The sequence below is a fragment of the Niastella populi genome (assembly GCF_002078015.1).
GTDB lineage: Bacteria > Bacteroidota > Bacteroidia > Chitinophagales > Chitinophagaceae > Niastella > Niastella populi.
In genome coordinates, this window is record NZ_LWBP01000224.1 from 1 (window position 1) to 24657 (window position 24657).

Here is a 24657-nt window from a genome sequence, read left to right on the forward strand (position 1 = left end):
ATTCGCTTACAGCTTACAGCTTGAAGCTTGCCGCTGTAATTGCCTTTCAGCTTTAGCCTGTATTTGTATTCGCTTACAGCTTACAGCTTGCAGCTTGAAGCTTGAAGCTTGCAGCTGTATTCCCTATCCCTGCTCCACTACAATAATAGTATCCGGTCCATCGAAGGTGAGGCCTTCGGTTGAAAGAGTTATTCCTGTTTTTTGTTTGGTGAATTTTACCGGGGTGCTGCTGCCAAGGAGTTTTACCGATTTTATTTTCAGTTTTGCATCGGGCAGTACGATGGCATTGCCTTCGGGCGCTTTGAATACATGCAAATATATCAGTTTACCTTTTTGTGTGGTAACGCCCCAGGGCTGTGGCGCAAGCGGTCCGCCCCGGGTACCATAAACGCTTTCTCCATACTGTTGTAACCACTTCCCTGCCCTGGCGAGGGTATCGGCAAATTCCGATTGTATTAAACCGGTAGGCATGGGCCCTACATTCAGCAGCAGGTTGGCATCGCGGCCGGCTGCGCCTACCAGTAACTGCACCACCTGAGTTACCGTTTTATAATTGCGGTCGGTGATATTATACCCCCATGCGCCGTTGATGGTTTCGCAGGTCTCCAGCGGCATGGCGTCTGATGGTTTTTGAAAACTCAGTCCCGATTTGTTTTCACCGGGCAGGTCTCTTTCGAACATCTGAAAATCTTCGCCTGCAAACGGCGTCATGTGATGGTTGTTGCCGATCATACATTGCGGCTGCAGCTTATGAATAAGCGAATAGATCTCGTCATACTTCCAGTCGATCCGTGAACCGCGGTCGGCATGGCCTTCAGGATTGGTTTGGTCCCAATGCCCATCGAACCAGATACACATGATATCGCCATAATTGGTGAGCAGTTCGGTGAGCTGGTCTTTCATGAACTGCAGGTAAGATGCGTAGTTAGATTTCTCCGTTCTGCCCGTACCCTTTCCGGTGCGGCCGGTTTCCCAGGGATAATCGTTGCGGAACCAGTCGAGCAGTGAGTAATACAGTCCCAACTTCATGCCCTGTTTACGGCATTCTGCCGACAGCATTTTCAGCACATCTTTGCCATAGGGCGTATTGGTGATCTTCCAGTCGGAGTATTGGGTATCCCAGTTTGAAAAGCCATCGTGGTGGCGGGTGATGAAAACCATGTATTTCATGCCGGCGTTCTTTGCCGTGGCCACCCATTGGGCGGCATTGAAATCGGCCGGGTTGAATGCATGCAGCAGGCGGCTGTAATCAACCACTTTGATATTCCGGTTGTTCATTACCCATTCGCCGTCGGCCAGCATGCTCGACAGCCCCCAGTGGATGAACATGCCATATTTATCGGCCTGGAACTGCTGGCGGGCCTGCAAATTTTCTGAGGCGGGTTTGTAACTGCCCGTTTCGGGCGCAGCGGTTTGCGCGGTTATTGCATTAATGGTCAAAAAAAGGCAGGTGACAATCAGTGTGATGGTTTTCATTGGGTGAAAGTAAGGAAAATACAGCTGTAAGCCATAAGCTGTAAGCTATAAGCAATACAAAATACAGGTGAAAGCTGAAAGCCGAAAGCTGAAAGGCGAAAGCAAATACAAAATACAGCTGTAAGCCATAAGCTGTAAGCTATAAGCAATACAAAATACAGGTGAAAGCTTAAAGCTGAAAGGCGAAAGGGAATACAAAATACAGGTGAAAGCCGAAAGCTATAAGCCGAAAGTCGAACGCAAATACAAATACAGGCCTCGCTATACTGCAGGGAAGTGCCTGGCGTTGAACATATTTATTATACTTTTGGTTTTTAGAGGGTGCATTTACTTTAGGCTTTGGGCTTTGGCCTTTCGGCTTAAAACTGTATTTGCTTACAGCTTACAGCTTATAGCTTGTAGCTGTTTTTCGTACGAGATGAAACTCTTCTAAAACAATCACCGTTAAAAACGAGGAACATAACTATATGGAAATAGGAATAAGCACATTCGTTGAACTTACGCCCGATCAGGAATCGGGAAAATGTATTTCACAGCATCAGCGCATGAAAGACCTCATGGAAGAGGTGGCGTTGATGGAACAGGTTGGCCTGGATGTTTTCGCGGTTGGCGAACACCACCGGCCCGATTTTATCGCTTCTTCCCCGGCCGTAATCCTGGCCGCGGCGGCCGCTATTACAAAGAACATAAAACTCTCGAGCGCGGTTACGGTGCTTAGCTCCGATGATCCGGTGCGCGTATTCCAGGATTTTGCTACCGTTGACCTGCTTAGTGATGGCCGGGCCGAAATTATGGCCGGCCGCGGATCGTTTATTGAATCGTTCCCGCTTTTCGGGTACGATCTGAAAGATTACGATTCGCTTTTTGCCGAAAAGCTCGACATGCTGTACCAGTTGAATAAAACTGAAAAAATAAGCTGGAAAGGAAAACACCGCGCCGCAATAGATAACCTTGGCGTTTACCCACGGCCTTTTCAGCCCGAACTGCCCATATGGGTAGCCGTGGGTGGAACACCCAACTCGGTTATCAGGGCCGCCTATTATGGCCTGCCGCTGGCCATGGCCATCATCGGCGGCAGCCCGGAACATTTTGTGCAACTGGCGCAATTGTACAGGGAGAACTATAAAAAATACAACCAGGACGAAAGCAAACTGCAAATGGCCGTGCACTCACACGGTTATATAGCCGAGACCTCGCAGCAGGCCGCGGATGAGTTCTTTCCCTCCTATCAATATGTAATGACGCAATTGGGCCGCGAACGCGGCTGGCAACCCATGAGCCGCCAGCAGTTCGATGCCATGCGTACCAAAAAAGGCGCACTGCTTGTGGGCAGTCCGCAGGAAGTGACCGAAAAGATCCTGTATGAACAGGAACTGCTGGGCTTAACACGTTTCTTACTGCACATCAGCGTTGGCACCATGCCCCATGCTAAAGTGATGAAGGCGATCGAGTTGCTGGGGACTAAAGTGGCACCTGAAGTTAGGAAATATTCGAAGACGAATGTTGGTTCTTAAATCGTGAAACGGCAAACGTGAAACGTGAAAGTCCTATATCCGGGATTCATAATTATTTATCAGCGTTCGACTTAAATTTCAAGCTGCGCAGGGTCGTATATTAATTTCAAAGTGCGCGAGCTATTTCACGTTTGCCGTTTCACGTTTCACCATTCAGTTTCTCCATCGCCAACCTCGCATTCAGGTTCTCTTCCCATTGAATGCTTTTACCCTCCGCCTGAAGATACGTTGTAAAGAATAATTTAATACTGTCAATTAACGTATCGGGCAGTTCTTCCAGCGACATTATTCGGTCGTATTCGCTGCTTTGTTCAAGGATGCCTATATACCGGTCGTTGCGATAGGATCTTTTTCCACCCGTGGTTTGCGTGGCCTGTAAACAGCCAACGATACGCACATCCATTATACAACCGGGAAAACCCTGGTACTCTGAAAGTACCAGTATATCGAGCGGGTCGCCATCTTCTCCTTTTGTGCCCGGGATAAAACCAAAATCGAACGGAAATACCAGTCCAGGCGCCAGTACTTTCTTCAACCTGAACAGTTTGGTTGCCTTATCGAATGCGTATTTCTGGCGGCTTAATTTGGGTGTTTCAATAACGACGTCCATGGCACAAGGTTTGATATAATTCCATCAAATGCTATGCCCTTATAATTAGGTAATAGTGATCATTATATATTCTTTTGTTGATATTAAAATTTATATTTGACGTGCACTAATGAAAGCTGGGGGTGGTATGATTGGTGAATACCTATTAATAACTGTTAAAATACTTCCCTATGCGTAGAGAGACCTTCGAAAACACTACGCTGTCTAATTTGTACGAGATGCTCAACGATTGCAGCATCGACCGGGTAATGGCCATCGATAATAATATGTACGTTATTGCCTGGAATAAGACAGCAGCGAAGGTTACCGGTATCGAAAAAGCAGATATTATCGGCAAACCTTTATTGGAGACATTCCCGCAATTAAACGACGACCCTGAAATGATGGAAGCTATACAATTTGCCTTTCAGGGTAAAAAATCATTTCTTCCCGCCCATGCGGGGTTATTGAACCGGCAGTCATACGAGAATCATTTTATCCCGCTTATCAATGAGAATGGTACTGTGAAAGGGGTTATGAATATCATGCATGATGTGGCTCAACGCGAAAAAGCGGAAAAAAAATTACAGCAGTTAAATGAAGCGCTGGAACAGCAATACCGCCAGCTGGAAACGGCTTCCACTGAAATGGCTACGTTTACTTATATAACCAGTAATGAAATAAAGGAGCCGTTACGGCATGTGTATACGGCCTTTGAACTGCTGGTGAATTCGGAAGGAAAGAACCTGTCGAACGGCGGCAAGGCAAATATCAGGCGGATCCAGGCTTCCCTCAATCGCATCAACCTGTTGCTGGATGACATCTGGGCCCTGAGCCATATCAACAGTTTCAAACAGGTGCGTAATTCAGTTGACCTGAATGATGTCTACCGCGAAGCGCGTAATAAACTGCAAAAGAAGATCAGTGAATCGGATGCCATCATCAATGCCGCCAACCTGCCGGTAATTGCCGGTTACAAAGAAATGCTGGAAACTTTGTTCATAAACATCATTGGCAATGGGCTGAAGTTTCAGCCAGCCGGAAACCAGCCTCGTATCAACATAGAAAGCCACCTCGTGAACAAGGATAATCTGCCGGCAGGTATCCGCAGTAATAAACCCATGTTGCGATTAACGTTTTCCGACAATGGTATTGGCTTCGATCAGGCGCAGGCCCACAGGATCTTTATTATGTTCGAGAAACTGCATCCAAAAGGAGAGTATCCTGGCTCGGGTACAGGCCTCGCCATCGTAAAAAAGATCATGGAGGCGCACGATGGTTTTGTACAGGCCACAGCGCAACCCGGCGAAGGTGCAACAATACAATGTTATTTTCCGGTTGAATAAATCAGGGTCGCCGATTTTGGGGATTGCTGATTTCGGGATTTCTGATTTCGGGATTTAAAGATTTGGGGATTTTGAGATATCATTGGGTTTAAGCCCGCAGCCAAAATCTCAAAATCCCCAAATTCCAAAATCTGAAATTGCATTCCGGGCTATACCACCCAGATCTTTTTGTCCCAATTGTACGCGCCTTCGTGTTCGGCTTCTACATTGATGTAATTTTCTGCGATATCTGTCAACACCTGGTCGGTCATTTCTTCTTCGGCGAGCGTTTTATCGAGGAGATCCGCTGCGCGCTCCATACCCATGGTTAGGGCCAGCGCCACCAGTCCGCCATAAGATGCAATCTCATAGTGTTCTATCTTTTGCGCGGCAATGATCAGCGCTGCATCCCTTGTCATGGTATTTTCTTCTGTTTCGCGAAGGATGGTCTTCAGTTCTTTTACCAGTCCGTCCATGGCTTCGCATCGTTTCCCCTCCGGTTTTTGTCCGATCATTTGAAACACTTTTTCCAAACGTTTAACATGGCGTTGCGTTTGTTTCATATGTTCATCGATGGCGTCTTCCAACTCCTCGGTAGTTGCCGCGTTTTTCATTTCAGGCATTGCTTTCAGCAATTCCTGTTCGGCATAGTACATATCTTTTACCTGGTCAATAAAGAATTTTTGCAGGTAAGAAGGTGTTTCTTCCGGGCCTTGTTGGGTGCCCCCTTTTTTCCTGGTTTCAGTTTCGGGTGTGTTATGCCCGTTTTTTTTTCCTGTTTCTGTTGCGGTGCCCATATGCTGCATTTTTATCGAAATTTATAATTGGTGAAAGAAAGGATAGAGTGTATCCACCCTACCCTTTTAATTAAAGCCCTCTTATGCACACCAGGTGTTACCTGGAACTACTTCTGCTTCGGCTTGAACCTGAACGGCTTTTACGGCCGCTGTTTTCTGAACGGTTGCGTGATGAAGAACCTCTGTTTGAAGAACGTCCCTGGCCGGAGCTGCTGCCGCCCTCATGCGATGCGCGTCCGCCCATACTGGCTATCCGCCGTACCTGGTCTTTCGGCATGCTGGCGAAACCGCGGCGTGAAGTACCGGAACTGCTTCTTCCCGAACGGCCGCTCATGCCGCCCCTGTAATCGTGTTCAAATTCATTGCGGTTCGAACGGCCGCCCTGTTGTTGCCGGCCATACTGATAATCTTCTTCGCCCGACTGCATATTGCCCATGTGGCCCATGCGGCCCTGCTGGCTGCCGCCCATTCCAAAACCGCGGCGCGAACGGCCCTGCATCTGGCTGCCATATCCTTCGTATTCATCTTCATCATAATCTTCGTCTTCTTCTTCTCCGTATTGTCCCTGCATATTATAATCATCATCATCCTGGTCTTCTTCTATATACCATTCATCGTCCTGGTCTTCCTGACTGCCATACCGGCCCTGCATGCCATATTGGTTATAGTCATCGTCGTCTTCATCTTCGTTATACCGCTGGCCATAACTTCTGTTCCTGTTATAGTTGCCGTATTCGTCTTCCTGGCGATTGCCCGACTGGCCATAACCGCCAAAACCGCCTTGTTGACCATAGCCGCCCTGACCGCCTTGTCCCCGGTTACTGCCCTGTTGTCCATAGCCGCCCTGGCTGCCCCAGCCGCCGCCTTGATTTCCGTAACCGCCGCCATAACCGCCATAACCGCTTTGTCCGCCGCGGTGCTGGCCATAATCCTGATTATAATTTTCCTGTTCTCTGTATCCGCCCTGTCCATATCCGCTGTATCCGCCGAAACCACCTTGCTGTCCACGATTTCCGCCGTATTGTCCATATCCGCCATAACCACTCTGTTGCTGACCATATCCGCCTCTGTTTTGTTGACCGTAGTCCTCATTCTGACGTCCTCCCTGCTGCCCCCAGTTACCACTCTGTTGTCCCCGGTATCCTCCCTGTTCATATCCCCCCTGTGAGCCATACTGCCCACGGTTTTCTTCATTGCTGCGGCGGCCGTAATCCTGCCTGCCCTGGCGATCTCTTCTGTTCATAATTAAATGGTTTAATCGTTAGAAAATTAATGATGCATATACTGCAATTTTAATGCTCACTGTATTGATTGTTTTATTGTTGTAAACAATGATGTTGTTTTGAACACGGAGACGTACTGAATAACATATGGTGGTTCGCGTTATACTGTCAATGTTGTTTTAAAAGGCTTAAGCTTTTTGAATGAAATCGAAGTTTACTGTTGTTGTGTATGTACCGAACGGTTCGCTGTAATACGAGCCGTTAGTGAGTTGAAGCTATTTACATTTGGATGAAATATAAAAATAAACCACACAATTAATTTTTGTTGATGATGATGCGTATATAATTCCTCAATATGACCTGCTGTTTGTGGGCCTGCCGTTTAATTTCAATGGCATACAATTTTCAGATATACAGCAAATGTTCTTTACGGGGGTGGTTAAGTAAACAAGCGTTGTTCTGTTTTCGGAACAATGGCATGTAAACTAAACCTGAGATCATACTCCTACAACCTGATCTGGATAATGCCAGCGAAGGGAACGAAGAACAAATGAGGACTCCGGTACAGCCGGAGTCTTTTTATGCTGCCTTTCCCTAACTCCCTCCTGTCCGCTGTTAGTGTTTTTACATCCAGTACCTTACAAACTTATTTTAACGCCATTTCTATGCGTGCAGGGAAAAAGAAACCGGCGAAAGCCAAAAAGCCCCGCCAAAAAAACGGATAATTCTCCAGAATATGAGAGCTACAATTCATCGTCCCATGAAAAAGGTAATGATCATTTGTTTTATCGGCCACGCCGTATTTGCAAAGCCGGCTATCGAAGCCGGCCAATGCGTTCCCTGAAAAACCATTTTCGAACACCGGCCTGTGCAGGTGGCTACTTTGCTTATCGAACGCGGCAAACTGCAGGGACAAAGGAAGGCAGGAGAGCATATATTTTATAAGAATAAATAATAATCGATTAAAAAATTGTACTATTGGCGCCGGTAAATAATTTTTTTTCTCCTTTTGAAGTATCTATCTTTATAGAACCTACGGGTGCTCCTTCCTCCGTTTGATCATACATTTTTTCCTTTAGTGTTATTATATTGACTCCCATTTTAAACGTAAGAGGGAGTGTTCTGTACATCCTTTAACTTACAGTATATTTTTTCGCTTGCCTTTCATTGATTGAAACATTACCCAATACCCAACCGGCCAGGGCTGCAATGATTTGCAGTCATAACCTATTTGCTACATAGAAGATGTAAAAGACCGTCGATTATGCAGAAAACTATCTTACTTATTGATGATGATGAGGAGGAGTTTTATATTTTTAAACTGGCTTTGGAACTTGCTGAAATAAATTACAATTGTGTTTGGGCCAATGGATTTGAGCAGGCTGCCCATGTGGTAAAGGAGCTTCGGCCTGATTTCGTTTTTATCGATATAAACATGCCTCGTTATAATGGCATCAACGTTTTACAAAGGTTGAAGCCAATAGAATCGTTACAACAGTCGACGTTTGTAATGTACTCAACCTATATCAGCGAGGATGACCATGAAAAAGCGATGGAACTAGGGGCTGAGCATTGTATACTCAAACCTGAGAATATTAAGGTGCTGTTGAAACAACTGAACAGTTTATTCAATGATAAAACCCATTCTGCCTGATTGAAAGATGGCATATTTCGCTACCGCGTTCGCTTTTTTCATATCCGTTGCCAGCAGGTTAACAAGACAGTTATACACTTCGGTAAAAGATCGGTTTTTAGTCCAGTCGAATACATGATGCAGCGAACGGTTCATTGGTCCCCACCGGTGCGGCTCGCCGTCCATGCTAATGATCAAGCCGGGCGTTTCAGTAGCCGCTGCAATATGAGATACGCCTGTGCAGTTAGCTATCAGTAAATGGGCGTGTTTTATTAATGCGGCCACAACACCAAGGCTGGTTTTTCCGGCCAGGTTCACAGGGGTATGCTTCATAAGACCGGCGAGGTAACCGGTAATATACATTTCGTCGGGGGTTCCTGTAAGCACAACGTGATAACCGTGTTCGGCGCAATAATCGGCCAGGGCCGCAAAATAAGCGGGCTGCCACTGCCTTGCCTCGCTTCGTGATCCGGGGTGAACCACTACATAGGGTTCATGATGCACAAACGGCGCCACCTGTTGCAGGTCGGTTTCTTCCTGTTCGCTTACGGGAAATTCCATTTGAGCGTCGCCGGCGTCGATGCCCAAATGTTCCATCAGTGCCAGGTGCCGCATTACTTCGTGTGGCGATTCGGGATAGTTTATAAACCATTGCGGGTCCATCATACAATCGTGGCGGTGAAAACCCGCCAGTTGTTTGGCCTGCAGCTGTTGCAGCATGTCGTTCACGATGGTGCCGTTGCCCTGCATTTGCAGTATGCAATCGAACTGCTCCTCCTGCATTTGGGCAACAAACCGGCGCCATGCCTGTTCGTTGCAGGGTTGTTCAGGCAGGCCGGGATAACCGGGAAATACAATATGGCGGTTGAGGTATTTATGGTACCGTTGCACAAAGGAGGCCGCCCAGGGCAAACCTATCAATGCGATATCTGCTTGCGGGTATGCCCGCCGCAAAGCGCGCAGGGCGGGAACGGCGCATAACATATCGCCCAGTTGCAGGGCCCTGAATACGGCGATCTTCGGTTGCTGTGTTTTGAATGACATCATATAAAAAAGGTCTTGAATTTTATAGCGCCATAAATGGTCCAGTATACCGATAACACCGGGATTATGGCTGAAGTAAAGATCATTTCGGTTATATGTGCGGGATCGTGCGAGGTATTGCGCAGCCGTTTCCAGGCAAACCAGGCGGTGAACGAGAGCCAAACGGCGAGGCAGGCTGCTGTCAATACCGGGTTGTTGAAGGCGAAGAACAGGGCCAGCAACAACATCAGTGTAATAATATAATAATATGCCGGCGTTCGTTCCATCCTGCTTTTCCTGTACAGCCATCCGTGTTTTTTATATAACAGGGCATTGAACATGCCTTTCTTTTGTTCTTTGATGCTTACACCCCAGCTGGCTGCGCGTACAGGGTGCACAATAACAGCCGTCGGTACTTTTATAATAGGAATATTTTTTTCGCTCAGGTCGAATTCGAGGGCGGTATCTTCCCGCCAGGCCATGGTAAACTCCTCATCGAGCCCGCCGGTTTGTTCCAGCGCGATGCGGCTGCAGGCGCAATTGGCGGTTACAAAACGCGCCTGTTCCAGCCGCCTGGTATTCATTTCATAATCGGTTGGAATGCCGGGTAAGGGAACTTTTATTTGTCCGCTAAAAGCGATGGCCGTATAACGGTACGGTATATATGCCTGCCAGTATTGTTGCAGGCAGCCGGCTTGCGGTACACAATCATCGTCGGTAAAAACGATGAGTTCGCCCAGCGCTTTGCGCCAGCCGGCATTGCGGGCGGCGGCGGGGCCCTTCTTCACCGGTAACGACATACAGGTTACGGCTAACCGGCCTGGATATGTGTTTAACCAGTACTTCATGTATTTTACCGTTTGGGGGTCGGGCCCGTCGGTAACGATGATGACCTCGAAACGGTTAGCGGTTATATGCTGGTTCATCAATGCCTTCAGGCAGCGGGCCAACAGTTCGGTACGTTGCCAGGTGGCTATTACGATTGAGATGTCGGGTTTCATAGAATGGCTGGTTTTTATTGATTAATTGTACACCTGGGGTTCAGAAGTAAGAAGTATGAAGTAGGAAGTATGAAGTAGGAAGTATGAAGCAGGAAGTATGAAGAACCCGAATTTTGAAGATAAAAAATTATTAGCGAGTTATAAATAATAGCGCTCTTCTTACTTCCTGCTTCTTACTTCGTATTCTTATTTGTAAATAGAATAATTATTCAATCAGGTGCTTTTTCCAACAAGAATGAGTTAATAACCAGCGCATCGAACGGGGATGTATAGAAACAGGCAATGGCATCTTTGGGTGTGCAAACAATAGGTTCGCCCCGGGTATTGAATGAAGTGTTGATCAGTACGGGCACGCCGGTGAGTTTATTGAACTCATGCAGCAGGTCGTAATACAACACATGCTGGTTCCTGTTTATGGTTTGAATACGGGCCGTACCGTCTACATGGCGTACAGCCGGAATTTTGTCTGCTTTATCGGGCTTTACATTATATACGAATAACATAAAGGGCGAAACCGTTGCATTCTCGAACCACTCCCCTGCCACGTCTTCCATTACCACGGGCGCTACCGGACGAAAATCTTCACGGTCTTTTATTTCGTTCAGCTTTTGTTGCATTGCTGCATCGGCCGGTGAAGCCAGGATAGAGCGGCTGCCCAATGCCCGCGGGCCAAACTCCATTCTTCCCTGGAACCACCCGATCACTTTGTTCTGCGCCAGCAGGGAGGCGGTTTCTGCAGCTATGTTATTCAACCGGCGGTAAGGGATCTTCATCCATTGTAATAATGATTCCACATCCGCATCGGAATAAGAGGGTCCCCAGTAGGCATGTTCCATTGTTTGGGCAGGAACACCGGCGTTGAATTTCCTGTCGACCCACATGGCTGCGCCGAGGGCGGTACCTGCATCGCCCGCTGCGGGTTGTACCCAGATATTTTTAAACGGTCCATTGTCGCGGATGACGGCATTCAATACGCAGTTCAATGCAACGCCGCCGGCCAGGCAGAGGTTGCCGGTCTTTGTTTCTTCGTATAACCAGTTAACCAGTTTCAATACGGTTTCTTCCAGCACTTTTTGTAATGAATGGGCAATGTCGAAAAAGCGTTGATCATAGTCGCCGCCTTTTGGGCGTGCCGGCCCAAAAACCGCTGCCGGGTCAAAATCGCCGATCGTATAACAGCCGTTATCATTTACATTGATCAATGACCTGAATTGCTGAAGGTAAACGGGTTTGCCATAAGAAGCGAGCGCCATTACCTTGTATTCATCCGATGAATGCAGGAACCCGAGGTAGGTGGTTATTTTTTCATATAACATGCCGAGGGAGTGCGGCATACAAACTTCGCCGATCTTCCCGAGCGAATTGCCCTCTCCCCTGAAATAACTGGTACTTGCCATTTCACCGCGGCCATCGAGCGTCAAAACCGCCGCTTCTTTAAAAGGCGATGGATAGAAAGCGCTTGCCGCATGCGCAATATGGTGTTCTACAAAATGCCATTTGCCAGAATTGAGCTTCCAGCCGGCAAGGCGTTTTTGCAGGTGGTGTGGATAACCATCGCGCAAATGCTGCGGCGCCTGCCGCATATACGAAAGAAAGAGATCGTTCAACTGGTCTGAAAATACAGCGTGCGGCGCATCGATGTTGTCTGCTGATTGTTTACCGTTACTTTTAAGCAATGAAGGATCAAATGAATATGCGATATGATCCACATCGTTCATTGTTATACCTGCTTCCTGTAAACAATAATCAATTGCATGGAATGGTAATTCGTAAGCGGAAAATGGAACCGGCCGTTTGCCATGTTTTATATGTGTGAACCTTTCGTCTTCGACCGCTGCAATCAATACGCCGTCCTTTATAAGCGCTGCTGCCGAGTCATGGAATGCTGCGTTTATTCCCAATGTATACATTTTGCCTTATTTAGTGATTATTTGAGGTAGTTGTTTTGAACGCTTCAAATATCTTACCTCATCGTAAGATGTGAATTGTCGCGTCATATTGTGGACATAACGCTATATAAAAAATTGAAAAACAGGGAAGCGTTTCTCTATTTCCCCAGAAGCGAACGGCATTCTTTATGCTTAACGCTAAATGCGGAACGCAGGCAGAAAGGCAACGAGGCAGCGAGAGATCAGCCATTACAGCTAAGTACAGAAGTTCAACTTGGGTGTTTCTGATTTAGTTGAGAGACCCGGGATTCGGACGCAGGCGTTCAGCGTTGCGCGTTAAGCAAAAATTAGCGTTTGGCTATTAATCAACAATCAATATGAAGATTTTTACCTGGCATATTCATGGAAGCTATTTGTACTATCTCTCTCAATGTGATCTTGACATTTATATTCCGGTCAATGAAAAAAAGAATGAAGGGTATTATGGCCGCGGGAAAACTTTTCCGTTTGGGGATAATGTTATAGAGGTGCCGGCCGAAGAAGTGAGGGAGCTGAATTTCGACTGCATTCTGTTCCAGTCGGAAAAGAATTTTCGCATCGATCAATATGAGGTATTGTCAGCGGAACAACGATTGTTGCCTGCTGTTTACCTCGAACATAACGCACCGGGGCCGCATCCGGTCGATTCATCGCACCCGCTCTACGATGCTGCGGTGGTGCTGGTACATGTTACTCACTACAATAAGCTGATGTGGAACAACAATGTTCCCATGGTTAAAGTGATACAACATGGTATTCCCGAACCTGAGCATTTATATACGGGGGAAATAAACAAGGGCATCGTTGTTATCAATCATATTAAGGAACGGGGCCGTATTACGGGTTGGGATATTTTCGAACGGGTACGCGCCGAACTGCCCATCGACCTGGCCGGTATGGGCACAGAACATTATGGCGGTTTGGGCGAAGTGTTGTTTCCCCGCCTGAACGCATTCACTTCACGCTATCGTTTTTTATTCAATCCGATCCGGCATACCAGCTTCGGGTTATCGGTATGTGAGGCCATGATGGCCGGTATGCCTGTTGTTTCGCTGGCCACCACTGAATATGCCAATCTTCTGGTCAATGGCGAATGTGCATTTATCAACACCAACGTTGATATTTTAGTAGAGGGAATGAAGAAATTATTAAATGATCTGCCATATGCCACATCGATGGGGCAATGCGCCCGTGCGGTTGCGCTCGAACAATTTAATATGGAACGGTTCAACAGGGAATGGGAAGAGGTTTTTCAATTTGCTATTAACAAAAAAAATGTGAGTGTATGATAAAGAAAAGGATCGCTTTTATTAGTGAGCACGCCTCGCCGCTGGCTATATTGGGCGGTATCGATAATGGCGGACAAAACGTATATGTTGCTGAACTGGCCATGCAACTGGCGCGAAAGGGATATCATATAGATATATATACAAGAAGGGATAGTTCAACGGCGCCGGAGGTGGTTGAATGGAAACCCGGCATCAGGGTGGTATATATTACCGCAGGCCCGCCTGAATACATACCCAAGGAACAGCTGTTGCAGTATATGCAGGAATTCACTTTTCATATGTTATATTTTATGAGCCGGAATGAATTGTGGTATGAGCTCGTTCATGCACATTTCTTCATGTCGGCCCTTGTGGCATCGAACATAAAACAGGCAGCAGGCATTCCGTATGTGGTAACCTTTCATGCATTGGGACTGGTGCGTAAACTGCATCAGCAATCGCAGGACGGGTTTCCGCCTGAAAGAACGGCCATCGAAAAACATATTGTGGAAGATGCTAACCTGCTGATAGCCGAATGTCCGCAGGATAGGGATGACCTCATGGAACATTACGATGCCGATGCCGATCGCATTGCTATTGTGCCCTGCGGCTTCAACCCAAAAGAGTTTCATCCGATTGAAAAAGAGGCAGCACGTGATTTTCTGCGCATTTCACAACGCGATAAAGTGATATTGCAGCTGGGCCGGATGGTGCCGCGCAAAGGTGTCGACAATGTAATAAGGGCTATGGAGTATGCCAACAGCTCCATCGACCGGTTGAAACTGCTGGTGGTGGGTGGTGAATCCGATTCGCCCGATCCCGCGCTAACACCCGAGATTGGCCGCCTGCAGCAGATATCGAGGGATTGTAATATAAGCGACCGCGTTATCTTCACCGGCCGTAAAGCCCGGTCGTTATTGAAATATTATTACGCGGCTGCCGATGTGTTTATTTCTACGCCCTGGTACGAACCGTTTGGAATTACGCCGCTGGAAGCCATGGCCTGCGGTACGCCGGTGATAGGCAGCAACGTAGGTGGTATAAAATACAGTGTCGTTGACCGGCGCACCGGTTTCCTGGTACCGCCGCATGAGCCTGATCTGCTGGCCAACAGGATCATAGAGTTGTTGAACGATACGGCATTGCAACAGAGCATGAGCAAAAACGCCATCAAACATGTTCGCAGTAATTTTACATGGAGTAAAGTGGCCACATCTGTAAGCCAGGTATACAATAAGGTGTTGGCCGGCGTAAAAAAACCGGCAAAGCAACCGGTTAAACAACTGATAACAGATCATGCAGCCCTGCTGAATGTTATCAATCTGCTGCCCGGGTTTAAAAGTTCCGTTGTATGAAGAAGGCGGTTTTTATTGATAAAGACGGCACTCTTATAAAAAACCTTCCCTGGAACGTCAATACACAACTGATACAGTTTGAAGAGAACGCAATCGCTTCCCTGCAGTTATTGCAGGAGAGCGGTTACCAGTTGGTGCTTATAAGCAATCAACCCGGTATTGCATTGGGTTATTTTACAGAAGAAGCGGTGATACAGGTTTTCAAATACCTCGAACATGCGTTGACCGGGCACGGCGTACAACTGAATGCGTATTATTATTGTCCGCACGATGCCCGGGGAATTCAGGCGCCATATATAAAAACCTGTTATTGCCGCAAGCCTTTACCGGGCCTGTTGTTAAAAGCGGCCATGGAACTTGATATAGACCTTGAACGATCGTGGATGATAGGCGATATCCTGCATGATACCGAAGCAGGCAACCGGGCGGGTTGTAAAACCATTTTACTGAATAATGGAAATGAAACGGAATGGGAACTGACCCCCTGCCGGCAGCCATCGTACATCTGTAAGAACTGGAAAGATGCTGCCGGGATCATCAATAGGCAATAGACAATAGACAATAGGCAAGAGTTTGCGCTTAAGGCAGGCTAATACCAGTTAGGCAGATTTGTCAGTTGTCAATTGGTTTCAATATTCAAAAGCAACTACCTGTGTGGAACACGTGTAAAAAGATATTGTGTATACGGGCCGATAATATGGGCGACCTCATTATGACCACGCCGGCACTGAAGGCATTGAAAGAAACCTTTCATTGCCATCTTACCGTGCTTACCTCAACGATGGCGCAACATATTGCCGGTTTTATTCCCGTGATAGATGATGTGATCGTCAGCGACCTTCCCTGGGTAAAATCCAATGGCGCCCGGGAGGGGGCCGGGTTAATTGAACTGGCGAACAGGCTGCGCGGTTATGCATTTGACGCCGCCATTATTTTTACCGTATACAGTCAAAGCGCTTTGCCGGCCGCCATGCTCACCATGATGGCCGGCATACCTAAACGGCTGGCGTATTGCCGCGAGAACCCGTACGACCTGCTTACACACTGGCTGCCCGAAAAAGAGCCTTACAGTTTTATACGCCACCAGGTGCAGCGCGACCTGAACCTGGTGGCCGTTACGGGCGCCACCACAAACGACGACAGCCTGCTGGTTACGGTAAAAGATGGCGACCGGCACAGCACTGCCTATAAACTGCAACAGGCCGGCATAGACACTTCAAAAGAATATGTCATTTTTCATCCCGGGGTAAGCGAGGAAAAAAGAAAATATTCCATGGATGGCTGGGTTGAATTGGGGAAACTGGTGGCCGGTACCGGGTTGCCCATATTGCTCACCGGTACAGCCAGGGAGGGCGAATTGACCGGCCCCATTGCCACCGGTATCGGGGATAATGCGCTCGATATGGCGGGGCGGCTGACCACTGGCGAGTTTATTGCATTGACAGACGGGGCGGCGGGCATTGTATCGGTAAATACCGTCACCATTCATATTGCCGCCGCCCGAAAAACGCCGGTGATCGTTTTATATGCCCTTACCAACCCACAGCATACGCCGTGGAAAGTGAACGGCAAAATCTTCCCGTTCAATGTAGATGAAGGCCTGCAGAGTAAGAACGAAGTGATCGCCTATGTGCGCAATCACCGGATGGTGCAACAACCGGTTCTTCCCCGGCCTGCCGAAATTGCGCAGGCGCTGGAAAACCTGTTGCGTGAAAGTTCATATCATGAACCTATTCCACCCGATACCCTGATACTGAGTTGACGGGTTAACAAGTTAACTAGTTAACTAGTCAACTTACATCCAGCTTCAGAAACTTAAATAACGTCGAGTGTAAATCAAAGTACTCTGTAATTTAATCAGTTCGAAAATGAATCATCATGTCATGGAGGCCTGAACCAATACTTACCGAAAAACAGGTGAACCGGGCTATGAAGCTCGTGATCGCCGATGGGCTGGCTTCAGAAGCTATGATCGCACTTACCAGTGGCACCTTCCTGGTAGCCATGCTCGTATTGCTGGATGCGAATAACTTCCAGATCGGGCTGCTGGCCGGTTTACCTACGTTCACCAATATATTCCAGCTGCTGTCTGTGTGGCTGGTGCGCCGTTTCAACAACCGGCGGGCCATTGTGGTCATCAGTTCATTTTTGGCGCGAACGCCATTGCTGATCATTGGGGTGCTAATCCTTTTTTTAAAAAGCATACCGGTAGAGACCATCGTGTTCATTCTTTTCTTTCATTATTTTTTTGGCTCAGTGGCCGGCCCCTGCTGGAATGCGTGGATGAAAGACCTGATACCCGAAAAAGCTTTGGGCGCCTATTTCAGTAAACGTACCAGTTATACGCAGTTGTTCAATATCGTATTGGGACTGCTGGCCGCTTTTGTGGTTGATTATACAAAGAACCACCGCATTACGGCGGAGGTGAATGTGTATGCCTGTTTGTTTATCGTTGGCGGTATAGCCGGTATTATGAGCGCCCTGTTCCTGTCGAACACCGCAGAACCGATGGGCAGGGTTACAACGGGTAATATACTGACCGTTCTGCAAAGGCCGCTGCGCGACCGCAATTTCAGAAAGCTGCTGGTGTTCAACTCGGCCTGGGTATTTGCCCTGAATATCGCCACGCCTTTCTTTGTGGTGTTTATGATGAAAAAGATGGGATTGTCGATCTCGTGGATCATCGGGCTTGGCATTGCCAGCCAGATCTGCAGTATTTTGACCGTACGCATGTGGGGCCGCTTTGCCGACAACTACAGCAACAAAACGGTTATAGGCATTTGTGCCCCATTGTATATGTTATGCCTCATCGGCTGGTGTTATGTTGGCATCTATACCCGCGAATATCTTAACATTCTTTTGTTGTTCGTAATTCATGCGGGCATGGGTGTTTCCAATGCAGGCATCAATCTTTCATTAACCAATATCAGTTTGAAGTTGTCGCCGGCCGACGAATCGGTTGTGTACCTCTCTACCAAAAATATCATTACCGCCCTGTTCTCTTTTATAGCGCCGTTGATCGGCGGTTATATGGCCGATTATTTCAGTTCGCGCTCTTTGTCGATCGATGCGCAATGGAAGAGCCCGGACTGGCAAAAGGTGATCCATTTGCTCGACCTGCATGAGTTCAAATTCCTGTTCCTGATAGCGGCCGGCCTCGCCTTTATTGCCGCCGAGTTACTGATTACAGTAAAGGAAACCGGTGAAGTGGCAAAGAATGTAGTGCGGCGCATGATGCGTACCAGTATTAAAAGCAATCTGAAAGAATACTTTCTTATAGGCCAGCTGATCGATCTGCATGATGCGTTCAGGAATTTGCTGAGAAGGCGAACTGAAAAAGTGGCTGAGGTGGAGAATGATCAACCGGTTAATAGTTCATAGTTCACAGTTCATAGTTCACAGTTCACAGTTCATAGTTCATAGTGCATAGTTAGCTTTAAAACCTGCGATTAATTGCGAACTCACGAACTTATAAACTGAATAACTGAACAACTGAACAACTGAATAACTTTCATCTATTCCTCCACCCGTTCCAGTTCCCGGCCTTTAAACACGTTGTACAGGTTCAATTCATTCATATGCACATAGCCTATATGGCAGCCGCAGGTATCGTTGGTGCAGGTGCGGGGTTGTAAAATGCCATCGAGCGCATCTTCGTACAGGTTACCCAGTTTCTCCTTAATAAAGTGACACCGGAAAATATTGCCATCGCCGTCTACGCTTATAACGGTATGACCCGTACGGCAGGCTTTCCCCCTGCTTTCGTGGTACACCATGTTGTAGGGTACGTATGGGTCAACGGCTATCAAACGTTTACGCTCGGTTTCGTTATAGTAATCGGCCTGCTTTTTCAACGCATTCACCCACAGGTATCTTTCTTTTGGCAGCAGTGTGCGCATCGTCTCTATTTCTTCAATCGTTTCTTTGAAACCAACGATGCCCACGCTGTACATAACGCCCAGCGCATCGAGCTGGCGGCATTTGTTCAGGAAGGTTTCGCGGTCAACCTGTCCGGGATGCCAGGTGGCCCACAGGGCAATTTTATCTTTGTTGGCTTTTTGCAACCAGGTGAGTGTACAGGAAAGATTGGTTTGAATGGCCACTTTTTGAACATTGGGCATATTGCTGAGCTCAACCATGGCCTGCTGGTAATGTTTGCGGATAAGCCCTTCGCCCCAGGGGGTGAAGAAGATCTTAAAGTGTTCCACACCGTTAATGTGTGGCACACTTTGATGCTGTTGTATAAACGCTACGAAGCGTTCTACCTGTTGTTTATCGGTAGCCATGGTTGCCCGGGTATCTTTCCGTTTTGCGAACGGGCAATAGGTACAGTCGTAATTACAACTGGAAAGCACACCCCGGTATAGGATCGATAGTGTCATTGTAATTCAAATTCGGTGATCAGTTGTTTTATGGGGGTAGAATACAGGGCCGGACCAATGGCGTCGGAATGATCGATCCCATGTTCCGTCAGGCGCAGGATGCCGTTTTGCACCAGGGCCATGCCGGCGGTTACCAGTTCCTGTAACAAGGGATATTGCTGCATGGCATCATTGCCATACAGGGTGCTGTACCTGTTGAGGTTGAGACCGGTGCCATGCAGCACCGATTTAATCACAAAACGCCGTTGCTGTTCTTCTTTATTCAGTTCGATGCCATAATCCACTTCGTTGAAATGCGGTTTGGCAATATATTTTTCAATGATGGAACGGATGTTATGCCTGGCAACGGCATATTCGGAAGAATAATGCACCGAGCGGGTATATGACCTTGCCCCCGCTCCCAGCCCGATCATGCCATCTTCCTGGCAACTGTAACTGCGTGCGGTTTGTTTATGAATAAGCCCTTCTTTCCGGAACATGCGCATGGAAACCTGCCGGTAACCCGATGACAGCAACAACTGTTTTGCTTCGCGATAAAAAATAAAGCGGTTGTCTTCCTGCTGTTGTTCGAGTTTTGTTATGCCCGTAAGCGGCCGTACATACAGCGGGTACATAAACACTTCTTCCACGTCATACCTGATTACTTCCTGTACCGAATGCAGCCAGGAGTTCAGGGTTTGTGCGTAAGCGCCATAAATAAGATCGATATTGACCGTTTGAAAGGGATATTGTTTCAACAGGTCGAGCGCGGCATATACTTCGTTGTTCTTTTGCGGCCGGCCCAGCGCTTTTACTTCGGTTTCCACGAAACTCTGTACGCCCATGCTGATGCGGTCGATACCCTGTTCGTTCAGCAGCCGCAGTTTTTCGCGGGTGACAGTGGCCGGTGATACTTCAAAAGAAGAAGGCATGTCTTCGGGCCGGGCGCCCAGTTTGCGAATGATGGTAAAGAGTTTTTCCAGCTGATGCGGTTGTAGAAAAGCCGGGGTGCCGCCGCCAACGGCCATCTGGCCGAACGCCTGCGGCGCAATATGCGCTTTTATCGCCATTGTTTCCCGTTCCAGCGTTTGCAGATAGGCATCGACCATATCGCTTTGCGGATTGGCAATGGTGAACAGGTTACAGAAGCCGCAACGCATTTCGCAAAAAGGCAAATGCACATACAGGAAAAGCGCGTCTTTTCTTTCTTCTTTCCACAGCAGGGGCAGTTGCAGGTTGTTCAACCGGCGATAGCTGTGTTTGTGCGGGTACGAATAAGCATACCCTTCGTAGATATTATTAAAAATGGTTTTAACCATTGCCTGTTTTATTTAATACAAAGGTGGCCATCGGCACTTCCCATACCGTGGCGTGGCCAACGCGGTGGCCGTAATAGTTATCTTCGCCATAAGCCGTTCCATGATCGGAACAGATAATGCAGAAGGTATCGCGGTCTTTTTTACGGAACGCTTCAAGCAGCAGGGGCAACTGGCTGTCTACATACTGCAGGGCCGCGCCATGCGATTGCAGGGTGTCGGTTTGTGCGCCCGGCTGATAAAAATAATTCGGCTGGTGAATGGCCGATACATTGATGAACATAAACAATTGTTCTTTTTGCGCTGTAGTTACCAGCGCTGCGGCCTTTTCAAACTGGTTGCGGGTAGAATTTGGGTCTGTAACGCCATAGGAAGGCCGCCAGTAGCTCTCCCGGAAAAGGGATGGCAACACCCGGCCCAGCGCCGTTTGTTTGTTAAAAAAGCCCACACCGCCTATACAGATAGTTCTGAAACCCATAGCGGCAAAACCGCTGACGATATCGGGTGTTTCAAACACCTGCGTTTGCGAACCGGTTGTTTCGCTGCCGGCAAAACGGGCGGCGAACAAACGGGGCGCTTTGGCATTCGCGGCAGGCGTTGGTAAAAAACCGGCAAAGAATGCATGATGCGCCGCATAGGTAAAATTGCCGGGTGAATGGCAGCGCTGCCAGCCCGCCTTACAGTACCGTTGAAAATGTGGCGTCGCTTTTTCGTTGAACAGTTTTACGGCTACATCGTAGCGCAAACTGTCGAGCGTAATGAAAAGCACATGCATATGCTTCACCACTTCATTCATATCAATTGTTTGCTCCATGCACTTATTTCTGTAATGTTCCCAATGGTGATGGTTGGTTCGGTGCCGGTGTTCTTTACCCGCCCGTGCGATACCCAGCAGGTATACAAACCGCATTCACCGGCCGCCTTTATATCGTTGAGCAGGTTATCGCCAACAACCACCGTACTTGCAACATCCAGGCGCAGTTCGTTTACGATCCTGTGAAAGTACCGGGGATCGGGTTTTTCATATTCCATTTCACCCGAAACGAAAATGGCCTCGGGTTGAAAGAACTGTTCCAGTTGCGTATGTTGCAGTTTTGCCCGCTGGGTGCGGCTGCCGCCATTGGTGGCCAGCACCAGCAGGAAACGGTTGCGGAGTGCCTGCAACAGCGTTTGCACCTGGGGGTCGGGTTGAACGTTCCGGCTGTTATTGATGTGCAGCAGCTGTTGTACCTGTTTGGCCGTGGTGTCTTTGCTTTTGCCGTATTTGCCCAGCATCCAGGCCGAAAACTCCAGCCGGTCGGCATAACCCCAGTTGTCGTGCTGCATACAATCTTCCAGCGCAGTTTGCAGGCGTTTTCCTTTACACCCCTGTTCGGTTAACCAGGTTTGAATTGTCAGCCGCATGGCGGCGTTCCTGTCAATAAGGGTATTGTCAAGATCAAAAATGAGGGTGTCGATCGATTCAATCAGCATAATGCATACGCTTTTGTTTTTTTACCATGGCATTGATCTGTGCTTCGTAACAGGTTTCGCCTTCATCGGCCAGGTTTGGCAGCAGATCGCCAAATGCATTTATTTCAAGCACTACTGTTTTGCGCAAACCGGCGGTTAGCAAAAGATCGATGCCCATGTATAATGATTTTGGAAAACAGGCGGCTGCCTGTTCGGCCAGTTGTTTTATTTCGTATAGTTTTCCGGCGCCGATAACAGCGATAAATTCATGCATATCGCCCCGTTTGTTGCCCAGGTGTAAATTGGTAATAACGTTATCGCTTGTTCTGATAACAGTATGGCGGGCTTTGCCATCAATTACCAGTACCCGCAGATCGAAGAACCGGCCATGCAGAGTGGCCTTGGGCAGCCATTCTTCGGCAAATACCTGTTCGGGCACGAGGTGGTTTACCAGTTGTGCAATTTCCGTTTCGCTGGTATACGTGCGAAGCTTCAGTGAATTGTACAGTTGCCGGCCGTTGGGCGTTGATCCCATTTCCACCGGGGTAACCGCCTGCACCCGGTGGCCTGCCCGGCGAAAGGCAATTACACCCGAGGCTGAGGAGGCATGTGCGGGTTTTATAAATACTTTATGCAGGCCGTGGCTGTTCATCGATGCAATGAGCTCATCATAATGGCTGAAACCGGATAGCCGGTGCGGTACGGGTACCTGGTGTTCCTGCAACCGGGATTGACAGGCCGGTTTATCGAATTGTAAGCGGATATCGGCCGGGTGGTTCATTACATGCAACAGGCCCTGTTCATCGATGACCGTTTGCATTTCCTGTAACCATTTACTATAGCCGGCGTACCAGTGCCGCATATTTTTTATGATGCCATGTTCGCCGGGTGGCGATGAAGGGCCGCCTCCCCTTTCTACCAGCATTTGCCGTACGGCATCGTTCTCGCCGGGTGAATCGATCTTTACGATGTTTGCTGCAGGGATCACGGGGCGTTCACTGCCACTTAACCAACCGGTATAGGAAATAACCCGGGGCATTGCATACCCCAGTTGCTGCACGGTTTCGCAAAAAGCGGTCACGCGCCGGTTCTCCCGATTGCCGATGATGGTAAACTGCATGAAAATTTATTCAGCTACTTCTACATAGCGGTAATCGCCGTCCTCTTCTTCCCTGTCATCGAGATTGATGGAAATGCCGAGGTCTTTCAATTGTTCCATCATGGCCCCGGAAAGAAAATGGTGCCGCAGGTTGAGGTGTTGCAGTTTGCGGATGCCTTCGCTATTCAACAGGGCTTGGCCGCCTTTGTCGGTTAGAATACCCTTCGACAGATCGAGCTCTTTCAATTGATTCAAAACGGGCGCCTGTGCAACAGCAATGGCAATATCGTCCTGGATGATGCTGTTCATAAGACCCAGCCAGGTAAGTTTGGGGAAAAGCGTACCTGATAAAATGGGTGTAAACTCCTCTATGGTTGAATCGAAACCATAATCGTCGGACCCCAGCCACAATTCGAGTTTTTGCAAATTGGGCAGGCGGGCGGTATTTACCTGTTCAACCACACTGGGCGCCATACCGCCGGTTTCAATAATGAGGGTTTGTAAATTATCGTGGGCCAGTTCGCTGAATTCCAAACCTTCGCCGCCCCTGATCTGCAGGTGCTCCAGTTGCGGGAATGCCTGTAAGATAGGCGTTATATCTGTTTGGTTGATCCAGGAGATCTCGCACTCTTCATATGTAATATCGCCGATAAACAATGCCTTTAGCGCAGGGAAACTGTCTTTCAGGGCAACCAGTTTATCAACTACTTCAAAACTGCTTTCAGAAACATCTGTATTGAACTGGCCTATGATCAGTTCCTTTACTTTGCCCGCCCGGGGATCGCGTACCAGCGCTTCCAGCAGGTCGGTAATGGTAACGCTTTCATCGTCGTAATCAACGCGCAGCCGGTAAACGTAATTGTCGGGATCGATAGTGGTTGGCGGGGAGTAATTTTGTACGGGCTTATTTAGGAACGTTTGTAGATGTTCTGAAACCATAGGAATTTGTTTTTTGTAAAAGTAAGGGTTTTACCCATTGAACCATAGCCCGTTACAAAGTGACTAAATTAATTTTTGGTAAAGAAGGTGAGCCGCCCGGAAAGGGCAGCTCACCTGGTTAACAAGTTAACTTGTCAACTAATCAACTTTCACCGCCTTATACCCCACTTCCTGTAACTTTTGTATCACTTCCTTTTCTTTTTCTTTGTCTGTTGTATTTACACTTAAGATCTTTTCGGGCGATTGCAGATCAACCTGCCAGTTATTGGCGCCTACTGCTTCATCGAGGCCCGGGGTTACGGTGGCCACACAGCCACTGCATTTGATCGTTGTTTTAAATTTTACTGTTTCCATACTG

General features: G+C 47.9%; 22 protein-coding genes. 8 read left to right on the forward strand and 14 right to left on the reverse strand.

Annotation, left to right across the window (positions count from 1 at the left end):
• Positions 1–123: 123 nt before the first annotated feature.
• Positions 124–1476 carry an alpha-L-fucosidase gene (locus A4R26_RS29130; protein ID WP_081170060.1) on the reverse strand — a complete coding sequence of 451 codons (1353 nt, stop codon included), beginning with the start codon at positions 1474–1476 and terminating at the stop codon, positions 124–126.
• 467 nt (positions 1477–1943) lie between these two features.
• Between A4R26_RS29130 and A4R26_RS29135 the strand changes: the two genes are divergently transcribed.
• On the forward strand, positions 1944–2990 hold the full coding sequence (locus A4R26_RS29135) for an LLM class flavin-dependent oxidoreductase (RefSeq protein WP_081170061.1): 1047 nt from the start codon (positions 1944–1946) through the stop codon (positions 2988–2990).
• 139 nt (positions 2991–3129) lie between these two features.
• On the opposite strand, the gene A4R26_RS29140 is transcribed toward A4R26_RS29135, so the two are convergent.
• Positions 3130–3600 (reverse strand): inorganic diphosphatase, encoded by a 471-nt coding sequence (locus A4R26_RS29140; protein WP_081170062.1) that lies wholly within the window; start codon positions 3598–3600, stop codon positions 3130–3132.
• Positions 3601–3770: 170 nt separating this feature from the next.
• Between A4R26_RS29140 and A4R26_RS29145 the strand changes: the two genes are divergently transcribed.
• Positions 3771–4925 (forward strand): PAS domain-containing sensor histidine kinase, encoded by a 1155-nt coding sequence (locus A4R26_RS29145; protein WP_081170063.1) that lies wholly within the window; start codon positions 3771–3773, stop codon positions 4923–4925.
• Between the two features lie 149 nt (positions 4926–5074).
• On the opposite strand, the gene A4R26_RS29150 is transcribed toward A4R26_RS29145, so the two are convergent.
• On the reverse strand, positions 5075–5701 hold the full coding sequence (locus A4R26_RS29150; protein ID WP_081170064.1) for a YciE/YciF ferroxidase family protein: 627 nt from the start codon (positions 5699–5701) through the stop codon (positions 5075–5077).
• 97 nt (positions 5702–5798) lie between these two features.
• Positions 5799–6944 (reverse strand): KGG domain-containing protein, encoded by a 1146-nt coding sequence (locus A4R26_RS29155; protein WP_081170065.1) that lies wholly within the window; start codon positions 6942–6944, stop codon positions 5799–5801.
• Positions 6945–8188: 1244 nt separating this feature from the next.
• Here A4R26_RS29155 and A4R26_RS29165 point away from each other — a divergent pair.
• Entirely contained in the window at positions 8189–8578 is a 390-nt protein-coding gene (locus A4R26_RS29165; protein ID WP_081170067.1) for a response regulator, read from the forward strand.
• On the opposite strand, the gene A4R26_RS29170 is transcribed toward A4R26_RS29165, so the two are convergent.
• The 3 genes from A4R26_RS29170 to A4R26_RS29180 all read right to left on the reverse strand — a co-directional run bounded on the left by A4R26_RS29170 (position 8549) and on the right by A4R26_RS29180 (position 12491).
• Positions 8549–9604 (reverse strand): glycosyltransferase family 9 protein, encoded by a 1056-nt coding sequence (locus tag A4R26_RS29170; protein ID WP_081170068.1) that lies wholly within the window; start codon positions 9602–9604, stop codon positions 8549–8551. The genes A4R26_RS29165 and A4R26_RS29170 overlap by 30 nt on opposite strands.
• On the reverse strand, positions 9601–10581 hold the full coding sequence (locus A4R26_RS29175) for a glycosyltransferase family 2 protein (RefSeq protein ID WP_081170069.1): 981 nt from the start codon (positions 10579–10581) through the stop codon (positions 9601–9603). Before A4R26_RS29175 ends, A4R26_RS29170 begins: the two co-directional genes overlap by 4 nt.
• Before the next feature lie 209 nt (positions 10582–10790).
• Positions 10791–12491, reverse strand: a complete 1701-nt coding sequence (locus A4R26_RS29180; RefSeq protein WP_081170070.1) for a carbamoyltransferase family protein — start codon at positions 12489–12491, stop codon at positions 10791–10793.
• Between the two features lie 356 nt (positions 12492–12847).
• Here A4R26_RS29180 and A4R26_RS29185 point away from each other — a divergent pair, with 356 nt between their 5' ends.
• The 5 genes from A4R26_RS29185 to A4R26_RS29205 all read left to right on the forward strand — a co-directional run bounded on the left by A4R26_RS29185 (position 12848) and on the right by A4R26_RS29205 (position 18513).
• A complete protein-coding gene (locus A4R26_RS29185) occupies positions 12848–13798 on the forward strand; it encodes a glycosyltransferase (RefSeq protein ID WP_081170071.1) in 951 nt (316 codons plus the stop codon).
• Entirely contained in the window at positions 13795–15132 is a 1338-nt protein-coding gene (locus A4R26_RS29190) for a glycosyltransferase family 4 protein (RefSeq protein WP_081170072.1), read from the forward strand. Before A4R26_RS29185 ends, A4R26_RS29190 begins: the two co-directional genes overlap by 4 nt.
• A complete protein-coding gene (locus A4R26_RS29195) occupies positions 15129–15683 on the forward strand; it encodes a D-glycero-alpha-D-manno-heptose-1,7-bisphosphate 7-phosphatase (RefSeq protein WP_081170073.1) in 555 nt (184 codons plus the stop codon). Before A4R26_RS29190 ends, A4R26_RS29195 begins: the two co-directional genes overlap by 4 nt.
• A gap of 101 nt (positions 15684–15784) precedes the next feature.
• Positions 15785–16894 (forward strand): glycosyltransferase family 9 protein, encoded by a 1110-nt coding sequence (locus A4R26_RS29200; protein ID WP_242675049.1) that lies wholly within the window; start codon positions 15785–15787, stop codon positions 16892–16894.
• Between the two features lie 116 nt (positions 16895–17010).
• Entirely contained in the window at positions 17011–18513 is a 1503-nt protein-coding gene (locus A4R26_RS29205; protein ID WP_081170075.1) for an MFS transporter, read from the forward strand.
• 134 nt (positions 18514–18647) lie between these two features.
• Here A4R26_RS29205 and A4R26_RS29210 read toward each other — a convergent pair whose 3' ends face one another.
• From A4R26_RS29210 to A4R26_RS29240, 7 genes are all read right to left on the reverse strand, one after another.
• Positions 18648–19514 carry an STM4011 family radical SAM protein gene (locus tag A4R26_RS29210; protein ID WP_081170076.1) on the reverse strand — a complete coding sequence of 289 codons (867 nt, stop codon included), beginning with the start codon at positions 19512–19514 and terminating at the stop codon, positions 18648–18650.
• Positions 19511–20812 carry an STM4012 family radical SAM protein gene (locus A4R26_RS29215; protein WP_081170077.1) on the reverse strand — a complete coding sequence of 434 codons (1302 nt, stop codon included), beginning with the start codon at positions 20810–20812 and terminating at the stop codon, positions 19511–19513. Before A4R26_RS29215 ends, A4R26_RS29210 begins: the two co-directional genes overlap by 4 nt.
• Entirely contained in the window at positions 20805–21623 is an 819-nt protein-coding gene (locus A4R26_RS29220; protein WP_207625848.1) for an STM4013/SEN3800 family hydrolase, read from the reverse strand. Before A4R26_RS29220 ends, A4R26_RS29215 begins: the two co-directional genes overlap by 8 nt.
• Positions 21602–22282: an HAD family hydrolase gene (locus A4R26_RS29225; protein ID WP_081170079.1), complete on the reverse strand. Its 681-nt coding sequence runs from the start codon at positions 22280–22282 to the stop codon at positions 21602–21604. Before A4R26_RS29225 ends, A4R26_RS29220 begins: the two co-directional genes overlap by 22 nt.
• The gene (locus tag A4R26_RS29230) at positions 22272–23381 is read right to left on the reverse strand and encodes an STM4014 family protein (RefSeq protein ID WP_081170080.1); all 1110 of its coding nucleotides are present in this window, start codon (positions 23379–23381) and stop codon (positions 22272–22274) included. Before A4R26_RS29230 ends, A4R26_RS29225 begins: the two co-directional genes overlap by 11 nt.
• 6 nt (positions 23382–23387) lie before the next feature.
• The gene (locus A4R26_RS29235) at positions 23388–24299 is read right to left on the reverse strand and encodes an STM4015 family protein (protein WP_081170081.1); all 912 of its coding nucleotides are present in this window, start codon (positions 24297–24299) and stop codon (positions 23388–23390) included.
• A 138-nt stretch (positions 24300–24437) separates the two neighbouring features.
• The gene (locus tag A4R26_RS29240; protein ID WP_081170082.1) at positions 24438–24653 is read right to left on the reverse strand and encodes a heavy-metal-associated domain-containing protein; all 216 of its coding nucleotides are present in this window, start codon (positions 24651–24653) and stop codon (positions 24438–24440) included.
• Between the last annotated feature and the right edge of the window lie 4 nt (positions 24654–24657).